The sequence below is a fragment of the Paeniclostridium hominis genome (assembly GCF_014306135.1).
Taxonomy (GTDB): domain Bacteria; phylum Bacillota; class Clostridia; order Peptostreptococcales; family Peptostreptococcaceae; genus Paraclostridium; species Paraclostridium hominis.
Genome location: NZ_JACRWD010000001.1, coordinates 1,177,744 through 1,192,140, shown reverse-complemented (window position 1 = coordinate 1,192,140; position 14,397 = coordinate 1,177,744). Strand labels below are relative to the sequence as shown.

The following is a 14,397-nucleotide window of genomic DNA, read 5'->3' as shown; positions in this document are numbered from 1 at the left end:
TAACTTTTTTATTAACAGTCAATCCAAGTAGATTTACCTGTATATATAAATTCTGTATGCTTACACTTAGGGCATACATATATTTCAAACATTAAGTGCTCTTCCACATCAAATATAGCTTTTAAAAAACCTCTATTAGCTTCTTGTGAATCAAATCTATACTCTTTTAAGAATTTAATTTCAGTATTACATCTTAGACATTTCATATGATTACCCCCTAAATAATTGTTAAAATAATTATAAACTATATATTTGTGTAATTGGTTTCAATATAGTTACATATAATTAAAAGATAAAATAGAGGATTGTAGATAAATTTGTAGTATATAAAATTCTAATAAATACATATTTTCAAATTTAATTTTATATAAATTGAAAAGAGGGATATTATGAGTAGAGAACATGATGTAGTTAAGTCAAGTCATAGAGCATACACTAAAAATTCATTGATAAAAGATTTTAAAAGTATGGGTATTAAAAAAGGGATGACTATAATAGTTCACTCATCACTTAGTTCTATAGGGTGGGTTTGTGGAGGTCCTATAGCTGTTATAGATGCACTTATAGAGGTTATAGGAGAAGATGGAAATATAGTTATGCCTAGTCATAGTGGAGATTACTCTGAGCCTTCTTATTGGTGTAATCCTGAAGTACCAAAAAAATGGTATGAAATTATTAGAGAAGAGATGCCAGCATTTAACCCAAAAACAACTCCATGTAGAGGTATGGGAATAATAGCCGAGACTTTTATTAAATATGAAGGAGTTAAGAGAAGTCACCATCCACAAGTATCATTTAGTGCTTATGGCAAGGATAAAAATTTTATAATTGAAAATCATAGTTTGGAATATGGATTGTCAGAAAATTCACCAATTGCTAGACTATATGATTTAGATTCATATGTATTATTACTTGGAGTACCATATGATAACAATACATCGTTTCATTTAAGTGAATATAGAAGTGAATGTAGAGAAAAATTTATATCTGGAGCTCCTATAGTTGAGAATGGTAAAAGAGTTTGGAAAGAGTTTTATGACTTGGAATTAGATTCTGATGGTTTTGGGTACATAGGAGAGTTATTTGAAAAAAATTATAAAGTTGTAAATTATAAAATAGGCAATGCTAATTGTAAGCTATTTTCTCAAAGAGAATGTGTAGATTTTGCAACAAAATTTTTATCGCAAAAAAGTTAAAAGATTATGAAAATTATGGGAATTAAGATATAGAAATGGTTAAATTTATGTTATACTTATAATAATATAGGGAAATGGGGGGATATTAATGAAAAATATAGATTTAAGTAAACTAAGTATAGTGGATGATTTCAATTTAATTAATAGTCTTGTTGCAATGACTAAAGTTTATAAAAATATAGAAAATAAGGATATACCTAGAATTGAAGAATATATACAAAATAAATTTACAGATAAAGAATTACTTGAAATAGGTTTAGATATAGTGAAAAATAAACAAAATAATATGAGTTATGAAGATATAGAATATATAGCTAAAAAAAAGTTAAATGAATATATGGATAAAAAGGATGCACAAAGAGAAGCATTAAAAGTTTAAATATTATATAAATCTAATAAAAAATAAATAAAAGCTATACGAAAGATTAGATTTTCGTATAGCTTTTATTTATTTTTTATATTTCTGTAGTATTAACTTTATTATCATCATAGCTTACCCAGTCACTAAAACTACCAGTATAAAGCTTATGTTTAATACCTGCCTCACTAAGTGCTAAACTATTAGGGCAAGCTGTTACACCAGAACCACAGTAAACTATAACTTCATTATAATCATTTAATTTACTAAAATGTTTTTTTAATTCATCTACAGATTTTAATTTAAAACTATCATCTTTTTTATCTAATATATCCATCCAGAAGTAATTTAAGGCACTTGGAATATGACCTGCTCTTTTGTCAACTGGTTCAAACTCTCCTAAATATCTTTTATGCTCTCTAGAATCAACTATAGCTACATCATCTTTATATAATCTTTCTTTTACATAATTCATATCAACTCTCATAGAGTCATTTACCCTAACTTCAAAAGAACCTTTTTTAATCTCGGGTATTTTATCATCAGTAATACCACCAATTTTTATAAACTCATTTATTCCACCGTTTAATACATAGACTTCACTGTGGCCTAAATACTTTAATATCCACCATAATCTAGAAGGACCAGCTAAATCACCTTCATCATAACAAACTATTAAAGAATCATTATTTATACCTAAGTTTTCAAATGTATTTTTTAAGCTTTCTGAACCTGGGATTGGATGTCTACCACCATGAGCTTTGACTTCGCTAGATAGTTCAGTTTCTAAATCTACTCTTACTGCACCTTTTATATGATTTTTTTCATAACTTCTTTTTCCATATTCTTTATCCATTAAATCAAATCTACAATCGACTATAACTAAATTTTCATTATTTAAATTTTCTTTCAACCATTTAGCATTAACTAAGTTTGTCATAAAATTTCCTCCTAAGTATATATTAATTAGGTAATGGTTTTCATATCATTACCTAATTAATATATACTTAGATTGAAGAAATTTCAATACATTATAAAATTTACTTAAAATACTGAAAATAATAACTTTTTTAGATTTCTAAAAAAACGTTTAACTTATTGGAATAATATGTTAGAATGTTTACAAGAAAAGAAACCTTGTATACTAAATACAGCAAAATACTATTCGTGACAATTAGGAGGTTAAGAGATGAAATTTTCTTCAAGAATAAAATCAGTAGAAGCTTCAACTATAATGGAGCTATTAACTTATGCAGCACAAGCTAAAAAACAAGGAAAAAAAGTATATCATTTAAATATAGGTCAACCAGATATAAAGACTCCAGAAAACTTTTTTGAAGCTATATCTAATGACAGGGAAAACGTATTAGAGTATGCTTTATCAGAAGGGTTACCAGAACTTAGAGAAGCTATACAAAAGTATTATAAAGAATACGATATAAACTTTGATATAGAAGATATATTAATATTAAATGGTGGTAGTGAAGCTTTATTTTTCACTATGATAACATTATGTAATGAAGGGGATAACATATTAGTACCTGAACCATTTTACTCAAACTATAACAGCTTTGCAAATGCAGTTGGAGTTGAAATAAAACCTATAACTACACTTGCAGAAAACGGATTCCACTTACCTGCTAAAGAGGAAATCGTATCTAAGATAGATTCAAATACTCGTGCTATATTATTCTCAAATCCAGGAAATCCAACTGGAGTAGTTTACACTAAAGAAGAGATAAAAATGATATCTGATATAGCTAAGGAAAATGATTTATGGATAATAGCAGATGAAGTTTACAGAGAGTTTGTTTATGAAGGTGAATATACTAGTTTAGGTAATGTTAAAGAAGTAGAAGATAGAGTTATAATAGTAGACAGTGTATCTAAAAGATATAGTGCATGTGGAGCTAGAATAGGTTCGCTAGCTTCTAAAAATAAAGAATTTATGGGCGAAATATTAAAACTTTGCCAAGCTAGATTATCAGTTCCTACATTAGAGCAAGTGGGAGCAGTAGAACTTTATAAAACTCCAAACTCTTATTTAAAAGAAGTAAATGAAGAGTATAGAGAAAGAAGAGATGTATTATATAATGAGCTTATAAAAGTACCTGGAGTTATATGTAAAAAACCAACAGGGGCATTTTATATAGTTGCTAAATTACCAGTAAAAAGTGCTGATGATTTTGTTAAATGGATGTTAAGTGACTTCGAAATAGATGGAGAAACTGTAATGCCTTGTCCAGCAGAAGGATTCTATAAAACAGAAGGTCTTGGAGTTGATGAGATAAGACTTGCTTACATACTAAATAAAGAAGACTTATCTAAAGCAGCTAAGATATTAAAAGAAGGATTAGAAGCTTACTTAAATTTAAATAAATAAATTATAAAAGACTTATACATTTGTATAAGTCTTTTTAATATAGGAAAATACTATGATATAACAAAATATGTGTCTTATACAATTTGATTGTGTATAAGAATTCATTTTTTGAATAGATTTGATATGGGGTGATTTTTTGAATATTGAACTATTTTTACAATTATCATGTGGTATTTTCTGGATTATGACTTATATAATAATAATCTATAAAAGTTTTAAAGATAAAACTTGCGGAATGCCTTTATTTGCATTAGCTCTTAATTTAGCTTGGGAATTTACATTTAGCTTTATATATCCACCAGAAAATTTACTAATGGCTAGAATTATGTTCATTTTATGGTTAATTCTTGATTTAATAATATTATATACATTTTTTAAATATGGATATGAAAATTTAAAATATAAAAATCTTATAACTAAGAAAGAACTAAATATATTTGCTATACTAGATATATTATTTTTAATAATATTTATAATTTTATTTGTTAATGATATTTCAATTTTATATGAAAATAGTATAGTTCAAGCATCAGGATTTATTGCAAACTTACAAAATTTAATTATGTCTATATTATTTGTCAACATGATTTTAAATAGAGGAAATACTTTAGGTCAATCAATATTTATAGCAATCTTTAAGTGGATTGGAACTTTAGCTATAGCTATTTTAAAATTTTCTAATATGTTACCATCAACAAATACAGAATTACTTATTATAATGTTAATTCAAGTGTTTGACATAATTTATATACATCTAACTTATAAAATTTCTAATAGAAAATGCAATTGAAAATTTAGACATATTAATATAAAATCTAAAATATATAAAATATGCTTTGGGGGAGGAAATTATATGTCTAATGAAGTTTTTAATAAGGGAGTAAATCGAATAGGGACAAATTCAGTTAAATATGATAAATATAAAGAAAATTTTAATACAGATAGAGATGATATAATTCCTATGTGGATTGCTGATATGGACTTTGAAACTTGCGATGAAATAACAAAAGCTTTAATTAAAAAAGTATCAACTGGAAATCTTGGATACGATACAGTAAAAGGTTATAAAGAAGCAGTCGTTAATTGGATGAAAAAAAGACACGATTTAGATATAAATACAGAAGATATAGTATATACACCTGGAGTTGTGACAGCTATAAACTTTTTACTTAAAATTCTTGTAAAAGAAAATGATAAAGTATTAGTACAATCACCCGTATATCATTCTTTCTTTAGAGTATTAAATGAAAATAAATGTGATATAATTCAAAGTGAATTAGTAATAAATGATAACAGATATGAGATAGATTTTAATGAATTTGAAAGAAAAATAGCTACAGGGGTTAAGGTATTTATATTATGTAACCCTCACAACCCTATAGGTAGGGTATGGACGTTAGAGGAACTTGAAAGAATAGTAGAAATATGTGAAAGCTACAAAGTATTTATAATAAGTGATGAAATACATTCTGACTTGATATTTAAAGGATATAAACATAATTCTTTAACAAAAGTAGCTCCATATTATAAAGATAATATAGTTACGTTAACAGCACCTAGCAAAACGTTTAACTTAGCTGGATTATACACATCAAATGCTATTATAACTAATGAAAGTTTGAGAAATGAATATAAAAAATTATTTTCAACAGAACCTAATGTACTTGGTGCTGAAGCTTTAATAGCAGCATATAATAAAGGCGAGTCTTGGCTTGATAGACTTCTTATCTACATTGAAAATAATTATAATTATGTAGTTAAATATATAAGTGAAAATATACCTAAGATTAAAGTAATAAAACAAGAAGGAACTTTCTTAACTTGGCTAGATTGTAGAAATTTAGGTCTAGATGATGAAGATTTAGCAAGATTTTTTATAGATAAAGCAGGATTAGCATTAAGTAGTGGAATAGGATTTGGAAATGGTGGAAGTGGATTTATGAGAATGAATATAGGTTGTCCTATATCAACTATTAAAGAAGCTTTAAATAGAATTAAAGAAGCAGTAGATGCTATATAAATACTGGAGGAGTATATGCTAAAAAAATTACTAGAGATAAAAGAAAAAGATATTATAACTGTTGTTGGAGCAGGAGGAAAAACTTCTTTGATAACCTATTTAACTAAAGAATTCTCTAGTGATTATAAAGTTTTATTAACTACTACAACTAAGATATATTTACCTAAGAAAAGTGATTACAATAATATTATATTAATTGACGAGAGTAATACCCTTATTATTAATAAGGGTATTACTCTTTGTGGTAAATATATAAATAAAGAAAAAAAGGTAGTAGGTTTAAATTTTAATGAACTAGATAATATATTAAATAAATTTGATATAAGTTTTATAGAAGGTGATGGTTCTAAAAGAAAAAAGCTAAAAGGATGGAGAGAGGATGAACCACTAGTACATCCCATGACAACTAAAAATATAGGTATAGTAGATATAAGTTCATTTAATATGGATATAAATAATGAAAATATACATAGGCTAGATAAATTTTTAAGTATATGCGGTAATTATACTGATAAAGTTAACTTAGAAAACCTTAAAAATATAATTTTAAATAAAGATGGTTTATTTAAAAATTCAGTAGGAGAAAAAATATTATTTATAAATAAGGTTGATGATAGATTTAAAGAGGTTTTAGCTAAAGATTTAATAAAACTTATTAGAAAGGAAGATGACAGTATAAAAATAATATATGGTAGCTTAATTAAAAATTATTACACGAAAGGATAATTATGATAAATGCAATAGTAATGGCATCCGGTTTTTCAACTAGAATGGGTAATAATAAATTATTACTGGAGTATAGAGGAAAAACTATTATTGAAAATACTTTAGATATATTGAAAAAAAGTAATTTTAAAGAAATTATAGTAGTAAGTCAATATGAAGAAGTTTTAAGCATAGCAAGTAAATATAGTTTTAAAACAGTATTAAATAAAAAAGCTTACTTAGGTCAAAGTGAATCTATAAAGTTAGGAATAAAAAATAGTAGTGAATGTGAGGGATATATGTTTTTTGTAGGAGACCAACCACTGCTAAATAAAATGGATATAGATAATCTTATAAGATGTTTTAAAGATAACAATAAATATATAATAATTCCTAAGTATGAAAATAAGACAGGGAATCCAGTTATATTTCCTAAATGCTTAAAAAATAAATTACTAATGTTAAAAAATGACGAAAAAGGTAAGAAAGTAATAAGTGAGTATGATAAAATAAAATATATATATGTAAAAAGAGAAACTTTATTAGATATAGATACTAAAAAAGATTATGAGAACTTAATAAATATATACAACAGTTAGTGGAGGGGTTATGAAAAAAATAAAGACAGTAGATTCTGTAGGCCATGTATTATGTCATGATATAACGCAGATAATACCTGGAGAATTTAAAGGAAGAGCATTTAAAAAAGGACATGTAGTAAAAGAAGAAGATATTAAAAAACTTCTATCATTAGGTAAAGACCATTTATATGTTTTTGAAAAAGAAGAAGGTATGGTTCATGAAAATGATGGTGCTATATTTTTAAAAGATATAACTGCTGGTAAAAATTTAGAATTTAGTGAAATAAAAGAAGGTAAAATAGATTTTATATCTAAGGTAGATGGACTTTTAAAAGTAGATGTTGAAAAATTATTTAAGTTAAATTGTATTGATGACATAATGATGGCAACTCTTCATAATAATTATATAGTTCATAAAGGGCTTAAGGTTGCAGGAACAAGAGTAATACCTTTAATGGTAGAACAAGAAAAATTGGATAAAGCAAAAGAAGTTGTAGGAGAAGAAAAAATAATAAATGTAGTTCCTTTTAAGAAAAAGAAAGTAGGAATCGTAACTACTGGAAATGAAGTATACCATAAAAGAATCGTAGATAAATTTGGGCCTGTCATGAAAGAAAAAATGAAAGCTTATGATTGTGAGATACTAGGACAAATTATATGTCCAGATGATACTTTTATAATAAAAGAAGCTATAGATAACTTTTTAAGTCAAGGTGCTGAAATAATACTTTGTACAGGTGGAATGAGTGTAGATCCTGATGATTTAACTCCAGCTGCTATAAAGATGTCTGGAGCAGATATAATAACTTATGGATCTCCAATACTACCTGGAGCTATGTTTTTATTAGCTTATAATAAAAATGCTACCATACTTGGGATACCGGGGTGTGCAATGTATTCTAAAACAACTGTTTTAGACGTTATACTTCCAAGAATATTAATAGATGAAAAATTAACTAAAGAAGATATAGCAAGATATGGACATGGTGGTCTTTGCATGAACTGTGAGGTTTGTACTTACCCAGCCTGTAATTTTGCTAAGTAGTTGACTAAGTCATAAATTTATTATATTATTAGAAGAGTTGTAAAATTTTATAAATTTTAGTAGTTAGAAAGGAAATAAGCGAATGTTACAAGTTACTAATGTTGGTCTTAGATTTGGGGATAAAGAGTTATTCAAAGACGTTAACTTAAAATTCACTAAAGGAAATTGTTACGGGATAATAGGAGCTAATGGAGCAGGAAAATCTACTTTCCTTAAAATATTAGCTGGTGATATAGAAGCAAATACTGGAAGTGTATCTATAACTGAAAAAGAAAGAATGTCAGTTCTTAGACAGGACCACTTCAAATACGAAGAAGATACTGTTTTAGATGTTGTTATAATGGGACATACTAGACTTTATGAAATAATGAAAGAAAAAGATGCATTATATATGAAACCAGATTTTTCTGAAGAAGATGGTATAAAAGCTGCTGAACTTGAAGGAGAATTTGCTGAACTTGATGGATGGGATGCGGAAACTAATGCAGAAAAATTATTAATGGGTCTTGGTATAACAAAAGACTTACACTACAAGCAAATGAAAGAATTAACGGGTGGAGATAAAGTTAAGGTATTATTAGCTCAAGCTTTATTTGGTAAGCCAGAAATACTAATAATGGACGAACCTACAAACCACTTAGATTTCCAATCAATAAATTGGTTAAATAACTTCATAATGGATTTAGAAGATTCTATAGTAATAGTTGTATCACATGATAGACACTTCTTAAACCAAATATGTACAAATATAGTTGATGTTGACTTTGGTAAGATACAAATGTATGTTGGTAACTATGACTTCTGGTATGAGTCAAGCCAATTAGCATTACAATTAGCTAAAGATCAAAATAAGAAAGCTGAAGAAAAAATAGCTCAATTAAAAGAGTTCATCGCAAGATTCAGCTCAAATGCTTCTAAAGCAAAGCAAGCAACTTCTAGAAAGAAACAATTAGAAAAATTAGAAGTAGAAGATATACAACCATCAAGAAGAAGATATCCATATGTTGGATTTACACCTGAAAGAGAAATTGGAAATGAAGTTTTAGAAGTAAACAATTTAACTAAGACTGTAGATGGTGTTAAAGTTTTAGATAATGTAACTTTCAGATTAGATAGAGATGATAAAGTAGCATTCTTAGGAGATGAGATAGCTATAACTACATTATTTAATATAATAATGGGTGAAGATACTCCTGATAGTGGAGATTTCAAATGGGGAGTAACAACTTCTCAAAGTTATCTTCCTAAAAACCACAATAAATACTTTGATGGTGTAGAGTATTCACTAGTTGACTGGTTAAGACAATATTCAGAAGAAAAAAGTGAAAGTTTCATAAGAGGTTTCTTAGGTAGAATGTTGTTCTCTGGAGAAGAAGCTTTAAAACAAGCTCAAGTTTTATCTGGAGGAGAAAAAGTTAGATGTATGTTATCTAAGTTAATGTTATCTAATGCTAACGTATTAGTTTTAGATGACCCAACTAACCACTTAGACCTAGAATCTATAACTTCTGTAAACAAAGGTTTAGAAAAGTTCCCAGGAGTATTAATATTTAACTCTCATGACCACGAGATGATACAAACTCTTGCAAATAGAATAATAGAAATAACTCCAAATGGAATAATGGATAGAAAAACTACTCTTGATGAATACTTAGAAAATAAAGATATACAAGCTCAATTAAAAGAAATGTACGGAGACTCTAAAAAATAATTGCTAATAATGTATATATAATAAATTAAAACTTAATAATATAGGTTTTGGAATACCTTTTATATTCGATAAGATGAAGAACGTCTATGTTCTACTTTTTCAAATATAGGAGGTATTTTTTTATGCAATTAATAGATGCAATAACAGAGTATATAGATAAATTAGAAATAACAGATACAAGTAAAGAAACAATAAGGTCTTATAAAAATTCCTTAAATATATTTAGTAAATTTATAAAAGAAAATACAGATGTGAAAAAAATAAGTATATCTGATATTAAGTCATTTCATCAATTTAATAAAGAAAGAGGTCTAAAACAAAAGACTTTGAATACTTACATATCTGCATTAAGAGGAATGTTTAACTACCTTATAGATGAACAAATAATTAAAAAAAATCCAGCTATGAGCATAAAACTAGAAAGAGTAAAAGATAAAAAGATTATAGAAGTATTTACTAATGAGGAAGTAAAACGACTAGTAGATTGGAATAAGAGGTCTAGAAAGTTTTTAGATGTAAGAGATAATTTAATAATTTCATTTTTGATAGAAACTGGATGTAGAAACCATTAGCTGAGCTATCTCAAGGAATCTGATATACATGATGGATTTGTTTATTTTAAAGTAACTAAAAATAGTAAACCTAGGGTAGTACCTATAAGCAAGTTATTAGAAAAGCAAATGAGAAGATACAAAAGAATTAAAGAAGAGTACTTTAAGAAATTAAAAAAAGAAAGTATTATAGAAGATTTTTATATACTTTCAAAAAGTGGAAATAGAATGTGGCAACAAAATATAGGACAGGTTGTTAATAGAGTATGTAAAGATTGTAATATACCTGAGCAAAAAGCTTACCCACATAATTTTAGACATACTTACGTAGTAATGATGCTAAAGAATACTGGGAATGTACATTTAGTATCTAAGTTATTAGGTCATTGTAACTTAAGTATAACAGAGGAGTATCTTCGAGGATTAACTAAAGACGATGTTATAGAAATGGCTAAAGGAAGTTCAATACTTGAAAGTTTAAGATGAATAAAATGTTATACTACATATATCTCTTTGCATATAAAATTATACTCAATCTAATAATACTGGAACAAATTATAGTAGATTTTAAATACTATTTATAGTATTAAGCTTTATACAAAATAACTTATAAAGCTATTAATTTTTTAGACTTAGTGTAAAATTATGGTATAATATTGGTTAGAAAATTATAGAAAGAGGTAATGTTCTTGATTTTGTGCTATACTGGTAATATGGTAGAACTTTCAAAACTGTAAAATATTCAACCAATCGCCAACTGTATGTGGAGCGAAAACTAAGGCATGAAACATACAGAGTTGTTTCTATTCACAAGCCAATTAGGGGGGCTGGGAACGGAAACTGAAGGTTAATTTAAGTGGAGAGTAGTTCGCAGATAAAAAAATATTTAAAGAAAAAAGGGGGATTTAACTTGGCTAAAATTGTAATTAAAAGTGAAATCTTAGAAATGATGCTTTATATTTGGGATTCAGTACATCAAAAGGAAAAGATAGCAGATTCATTTTTTGTAGAACTATCGGATCAAACGGATATGAAATATCTATATGATGAAGACTTTACAAAGGAATCTGTAAGAAAGGTACTTTCCGCAATGTCAAACAGAGAACTTTTAAATAAACCAACAAAAAAGGAAAGTAGATACTGGAATAAAAATATGTGGATGCTTGAAGATTTGGAATTTACAAATATGATGATAGCACCAGTAAAGCAGCTTAATTTAGACTATATGGAAGATAAATTAAGTAAGGAAGAATATGAGGTAATATTTATTCCAGGACATATGGATGAATATTATATTGATGAAAATAAATTAATAATCAATTTCTTTAATATTACAGTAGATTTATTTGGGGAAGGCCCAGTAACAATAGCAGGTAAACCATTTAAGGAATATATAGAAGAAAAGCTTCTTAGTATATAACTAGGAGCGATAAACAGTTAAAATAAATTTATTAAAAGTGTATATAATAAAAAAGATTACCTAAATATTCATAAGGTTATATAGGTAATCTTTTTATCTATTAGATTAACAAGGTTAGATTTTTTAATAGCTTCTTTAGACGGCCCAACTAACCACTTAGACCTAGAATCTATAACTTCTGTAAATAAAGGTTTAGAAAAGTTCCCAGGAGTATTAATATTTAACTCTCATTACCACGAGATGATACAAACTCTTGCAAATAGAATAATAGAAATAACTCCAAATGGAGTAATGGATAGAAAAACTACTCTTGATGAGTATTTAGAAAACAAAGACATACAAAATCAATTAAAAGAAATGTATGGAGATTCTAAAAGTAATTAAGAAGTCTTTAAAGCACTAACTTATTTAAAATAAGTAGTGCTTTTTTATTTGTCAAGTTTTGTAAAAAAATATAAAAATATTGGGGTATAGTGTAAACAAAATATATATAAAGAATATTATATATATTAAGGGCTGGTTATAACTAGTTCTATTTAAGGAGGTATATAATAATGAGTGAATTTTATAATAAATTTTGTTGTGAAGATAATACTAATTCAGATTGGGATGATGTAAAAAATAAGATTAGTAGTGTTTGTTGTAATCCTGATTCATTTATTAAAGAACAATTTACTTTAAGAACAACTGCTACAACAGGAGTTAAAACAGTTTATGTAGCAAATCCAGGAACTGCTTTTGTAAGAGGTACAGTAATCCTGAGAAATTTATCAAGAGCAACTATAAATTTTGTAGTAGATGGTTCAAATATAGTTGTAGAAGCAAATGATGAGGCAGCAATTTCTGTAGCTGCTTTAAATGCTGTAACAGTTCAAATTCTTTCAGGAGCTCAAACAGCTAGAGTTTTATTGTTCTTTGATATAGAATATCCTTCAATTTAAATCTAAATTTGATATGATATAGTATTTTAGGCAGAGATTTAATCTCTGCCTTTTTTATTATAGTAGTCTGTTCCTACAATTACGAATACTAGTAGTAGTGTTAATAAATCTACTTGGTTAGATTTACTAATTCCAGTTTTGCACCATAATCCAAAATGTTCACAATTATTAAATACTAAATTGAAATTTTTTTCCCCTAAACGTGATTTAGCTCTATTTACTACATCACGGGAAGTTATATTACAATTTTTATCATTATATACTTTAAAACTATTTTTGCCAGCTAAAAATCTATCCATATTAGTTTGACGAATGCACATATGTCTTAGAAACTTATCATCAATTTTACCATCATAATGTATAACGCAATCATCGTTTATATATATGCCAAAATGCTTATATAATCCATGATCAACAAAAATTAAATCTCCATATTGAGCATTAGACATAAAAATTCCTCCTAAAATCATGTATATAAATATAAATTATGATTTTAAGAGGATAATGTTGCTAAGCTATAGCTTTAAAACCTTCACCTAAAACTTCATGAACATCAGTGACAATTATAAATGCAGAAGGATCTATATTTTTAATGACTTTCTTTAAATGAACTTCTTCATTTTTAGAAACAACAACTAATAATACATTTTTATCTTCGTTGGTATACCCCCCTTTGCCTTGAAGAAAAGTAACACCTCTTTTAATTTCTTTATTAATACCATCTCTTAAGGCATTTGGTTCATTAGATATAATCATAAATGCTTTGGAATAGTTAAAGTCAGAAACTATAGCATCTACAACTTTTACTATAATATAAAGTGCAACACCTGAATAAAGTGCAGTTTCTAAGTTTTTGCTAGCTAAACCTGCAGATATGACAACCATTCCATCTAACATAATCATAAATTTAGAAAGTGGTATATTTGGAAAAATTTTATTTAGCATTAAAGCTATAAGATCTGTTCCTCCTGTTGAAGCATCCATTTTAAGAATAATTCCAAGTCCAACTCCCAAACAAAGTGCACCAGATACTGAACATAATAATACATCCTCAGTTACATGTGTATTAGATAGTTTGGATGTAAGACTTAATATTGCTGAGAATATACTCATGCCTATAAGGGTTTTGATTGAATCTTTTATGCCTAATATCTTTATTGAAAATATTACTAGAGGAATACCTATTCCTAACATAACTACCGATATAGGGAGACCTGTTAACTTCCCTAAAACTACAGATAAACCGCTAAGTCCTCCAGGAGCTATAGTATAAGGTTTTAAAAACATATTTATACCTATACTCATAAAAATACATCCTAAAATTAATCCTATAGATTCAAATAAAAATTTTTTAAAAATATTTTCTTTCATATAACACCTCACACACTATTTATTATAATTTCGCAAAATATAGTATAACAAATTTGTGTATGTGTTGGGAATATGATTTCCTTATGATGGAATTTTCGAATAATTTCTAATAATA

General features: G+C 26.9%; 17 protein-coding genes and 1 pseudogene. 14 read left to right on the top strand and 4 right to left on the bottom strand.

Going from position 1 to position 14,397, the window contains the following annotated elements:
- Window positions 1-11 precede the first annotated feature (11 nt).
- Window positions 12-206: a zinc ribbon domain-containing protein gene (locus H8891_RS05660; protein WP_147544091.1), complete on the bottom strand. Its 195-nt coding sequence runs from the start codon at window positions 204-206 to the stop codon at window positions 12-14.
- 183 nt (window positions 207-389) lie between these two features.
- Between H8891_RS05660 and H8891_RS05655 the strand changes: the two genes are divergently transcribed.
- Both H8891_RS05655 and H8891_RS05650 read left to right on the top strand, forming a co-directional pair.
- Complete coding sequence (locus H8891_RS05655) at window positions 390-1,196, top strand: aminoglycoside N(3)-acetyltransferase (RefSeq protein ID WP_187005551.1); 807 nt, start codon at window positions 390-392, stop codon at window positions 1,194-1,196.
- Window positions 1,197-1,284: 88 nt separating this feature from the next.
- Complete coding sequence (locus H8891_RS05650; RefSeq protein ID WP_147544093.1) at window positions 1,285-1,575, top strand: hypothetical protein; 291 nt, start codon at window positions 1,285-1,287, stop codon at window positions 1,573-1,575.
- A 76-nt stretch (window positions 1,576-1,651) separates the two neighbouring features.
- On the opposite strand, the gene H8891_RS05645 is transcribed toward H8891_RS05650, so the two are convergent.
- Entirely contained in the window at window positions 1,652-2,494 is an 843-nt protein-coding gene (locus tag H8891_RS05645; protein WP_187005550.1) for a sulfurtransferase, read from the bottom strand.
- 249 nt (window positions 2,495-2,743) lie between these two features.
- On the opposite strand from H8891_RS05645, the gene H8891_RS05640 reads away from it, so the two are divergent.
- From H8891_RS05640 to H8891_RS05585, 12 genes and pseudogenes are all read left to right on the top strand, one after another.
- Window positions 2,744-3,937, top strand: coding sequence for a pyridoxal phosphate-dependent aminotransferase (locus H8891_RS05640; protein ID WP_147544095.1), 1,194 nt, complete (start codon window positions 2,744-2,746; stop codon window positions 3,935-3,937).
- A gap of 136 nt (window positions 3,938-4,073) precedes the next feature.
- Complete coding sequence (locus H8891_RS05635) at window positions 4,074-4,727, top strand: transmembrane-type terpene cyclase (RefSeq protein WP_187005549.1); 654 nt, start codon at window positions 4,074-4,076, stop codon at window positions 4,725-4,727.
- A gap of 63 nt (window positions 4,728-4,790) precedes the next feature.
- The gene (locus H8891_RS05630) at window positions 4,791-5,957 is read left to right on the top strand and encodes a MalY/PatB family protein (RefSeq protein ID WP_187005548.1); all 1,167 of its coding nucleotides are present in this window, start codon (window positions 4,791-4,793) and stop codon (window positions 5,955-5,957) included.
- 15 nt (window positions 5,958-5,972) lie between these two features.
- On the top strand, window positions 5,973-6,683 hold the full coding sequence (yqeC, locus tag H8891_RS05625; RefSeq protein WP_187005547.1) for a selenium cofactor biosynthesis protein YqeC: 711 nt from the start codon (window positions 5,973-5,975) through the stop codon (window positions 6,681-6,683).
- Window positions 6,684-6,685: 2 nt separating this feature from the next.
- The gene (gene mocA, locus H8891_RS05620) at window positions 6,686-7,261 is read left to right on the top strand and encodes a molybdenum cofactor cytidylyltransferase (protein ID WP_187005546.1); all 576 of its coding nucleotides are present in this window, start codon (window positions 6,686-6,688) and stop codon (window positions 7,259-7,261) included.
- A gap of 10 nt (window positions 7,262-7,271) precedes the next feature.
- On the top strand, window positions 7,272-8,288 hold the full coding sequence (locus tag H8891_RS05615) for a molybdopterin-binding protein (RefSeq protein WP_187005545.1): 1,017 nt from the start codon (window positions 7,272-7,274) through the stop codon (window positions 8,286-8,288).
- Between the two features lie 82 nt (window positions 8,289-8,370).
- Window positions 8,371-9,999, top strand: a complete 1,629-nt coding sequence (locus H8891_RS05610) for an ABC-F family ATP-binding cassette domain-containing protein (RefSeq protein WP_187005544.1) — start codon at window positions 8,371-8,373, stop codon at window positions 9,997-9,999.
- Window positions 10,000-10,121: 122 nt separating this feature from the next.
- Entirely contained in the window at window positions 10,122-10,571 is a 450-nt protein-coding gene (locus H8891_RS05605; protein ID WP_187005543.1) for a tyrosine-type recombinase/integrase, read from the top strand.
- Window positions 10,572-11,036 (top strand): tyrosine-type recombinase/integrase, encoded by a 465-nt coding sequence (locus tag H8891_RS05600; protein ID WP_187005983.1) that lies wholly within the window; start codon window positions 10,572-10,574, stop codon window positions 11,034-11,036.
- Window positions 11,037-11,460: 424 nt separating this feature from the next.
- Entirely contained in the window at window positions 11,461-11,970 is a 510-nt protein-coding gene (locus tag H8891_RS05595) for a TDE2712 family protein (RefSeq protein WP_187005542.1), read from the top strand.
- Window positions 11,971-12,105: 135 nt separating this feature from the next.
- A pseudogene (locus tag H8891_RS15690) lies at window positions 12,106-12,354 on the top strand (ABC transporter ATP-binding protein); the annotation flags it as partial.
- Window positions 12,355-12,524: 170 nt separating this feature from the next.
- On the top strand, window positions 12,525-12,911 hold the full coding sequence (locus tag H8891_RS05585; protein WP_187005541.1) for a hypothetical protein: 387 nt from the start codon (window positions 12,525-12,527) through the stop codon (window positions 12,909-12,911).
- Window positions 12,912-12,949: 38 nt separating this feature from the next.
- On the opposite strand, the gene H8891_RS05580 is transcribed toward H8891_RS05585, so the two are convergent.
- Window positions 12,950-13,360, bottom strand: coding sequence for a lecithin retinol acyltransferase family protein (locus H8891_RS05580; RefSeq protein WP_187005540.1), 411 nt, complete (start codon window positions 13,358-13,360; stop codon window positions 12,950-12,952).
- 61 nt (window positions 13,361-13,421) lie between these two features.
- Entirely contained in the window at window positions 13,422-14,282 is an 861-nt protein-coding gene (locus H8891_RS05575) for a YitT family protein (RefSeq protein WP_187005539.1), read from the bottom strand.
- Window positions 14,283-14,397 lie beyond the last annotated feature (115 nt).

What these genes read in the sequence shown, in the direction of transcription:
- H8891_RS05575 (WP_187005539.1), bottom strand. Translation starts at nt 14,282, where the DNA reads ATGAAAGAAAATATTTTTAAAAAATTTTTATTTGAATCTATAGGATTA.
- H8891_RS05615 (WP_187005545.1), top strand. Translation starts at nt 7,272, where the DNA reads ATGAAAAAAATAAAGACAGTAGATTCTGTAGGCCATGTATTATGTCAT.
- H8891_RS05645 (WP_187005550.1), bottom strand. Translation starts at nt 2,494, where the DNA reads ATGACAAACTTAGTTAATGCTAAATGGTTGAAAGAAAATTTAAATAAT.
- H8891_RS05650 (WP_147544093.1), top strand. Translation starts at nt 1,285, where the DNA reads ATGAAAAATATAGATTTAAGTAAACTAAGTATAGTGGATGATTTCAAT.
- H8891_RS05660 (WP_147544091.1), bottom strand. Translation starts at nt 206, where the DNA reads ATGAAATGTCTAAGATGTAATACTGAAATTAAATTCTTAAAAGAGTAT.
- H8891_RS05610 (WP_187005544.1), top strand. Translation starts at nt 8,371, where the DNA reads ATGTTACAAGTTACTAATGTTGGTCTTAGATTTGGGGATAAAGAGTTA.
- H8891_RS05640 (WP_147544095.1), top strand. Translation starts at nt 2,744, where the DNA reads ATGAAATTTTCTTCAAGAATAAAATCAGTAGAAGCTTCAACTATAATG.
- H8891_RS05630 (WP_187005548.1), top strand. Translation starts at nt 4,791, where the DNA reads ATGTCTAATGAAGTTTTTAATAAGGGAGTAAATCGAATAGGGACAAAT.
- H8891_RS05605 (WP_187005543.1), top strand. Translation starts at nt 10,122, where the DNA reads ATGCAATTAATAGATGCAATAACAGAGTATATAGATAAATTAGAAATA.
- H8891_RS05655 (WP_187005551.1), top strand. Translation starts at nt 390, where the DNA reads ATGAGTAGAGAACATGATGTAGTTAAGTCAAGTCATAGAGCATACACT.
- yqeC (WP_187005547.1), top strand. Translation starts at nt 5,973, where the DNA reads ATGCTAAAAAAATTACTAGAGATAAAAGAAAAAGATATTATAACTGTT.
- H8891_RS05585 (WP_187005541.1), top strand. Translation starts at nt 12,525, where the DNA reads ATGAGTGAATTTTATAATAAATTTTGTTGTGAAGATAATACTAATTCA.
- mocA (WP_187005546.1), top strand. Translation starts at nt 6,686, where the DNA reads ATGATAAATGCAATAGTAATGGCATCCGGTTTTTCAACTAGAATGGGT.
- H8891_RS05580 (WP_187005540.1), bottom strand. Translation starts at nt 13,360, where the DNA reads ATGTCTAATGCTCAATATGGAGATTTAATTTTTGTTGATCATGGATTA.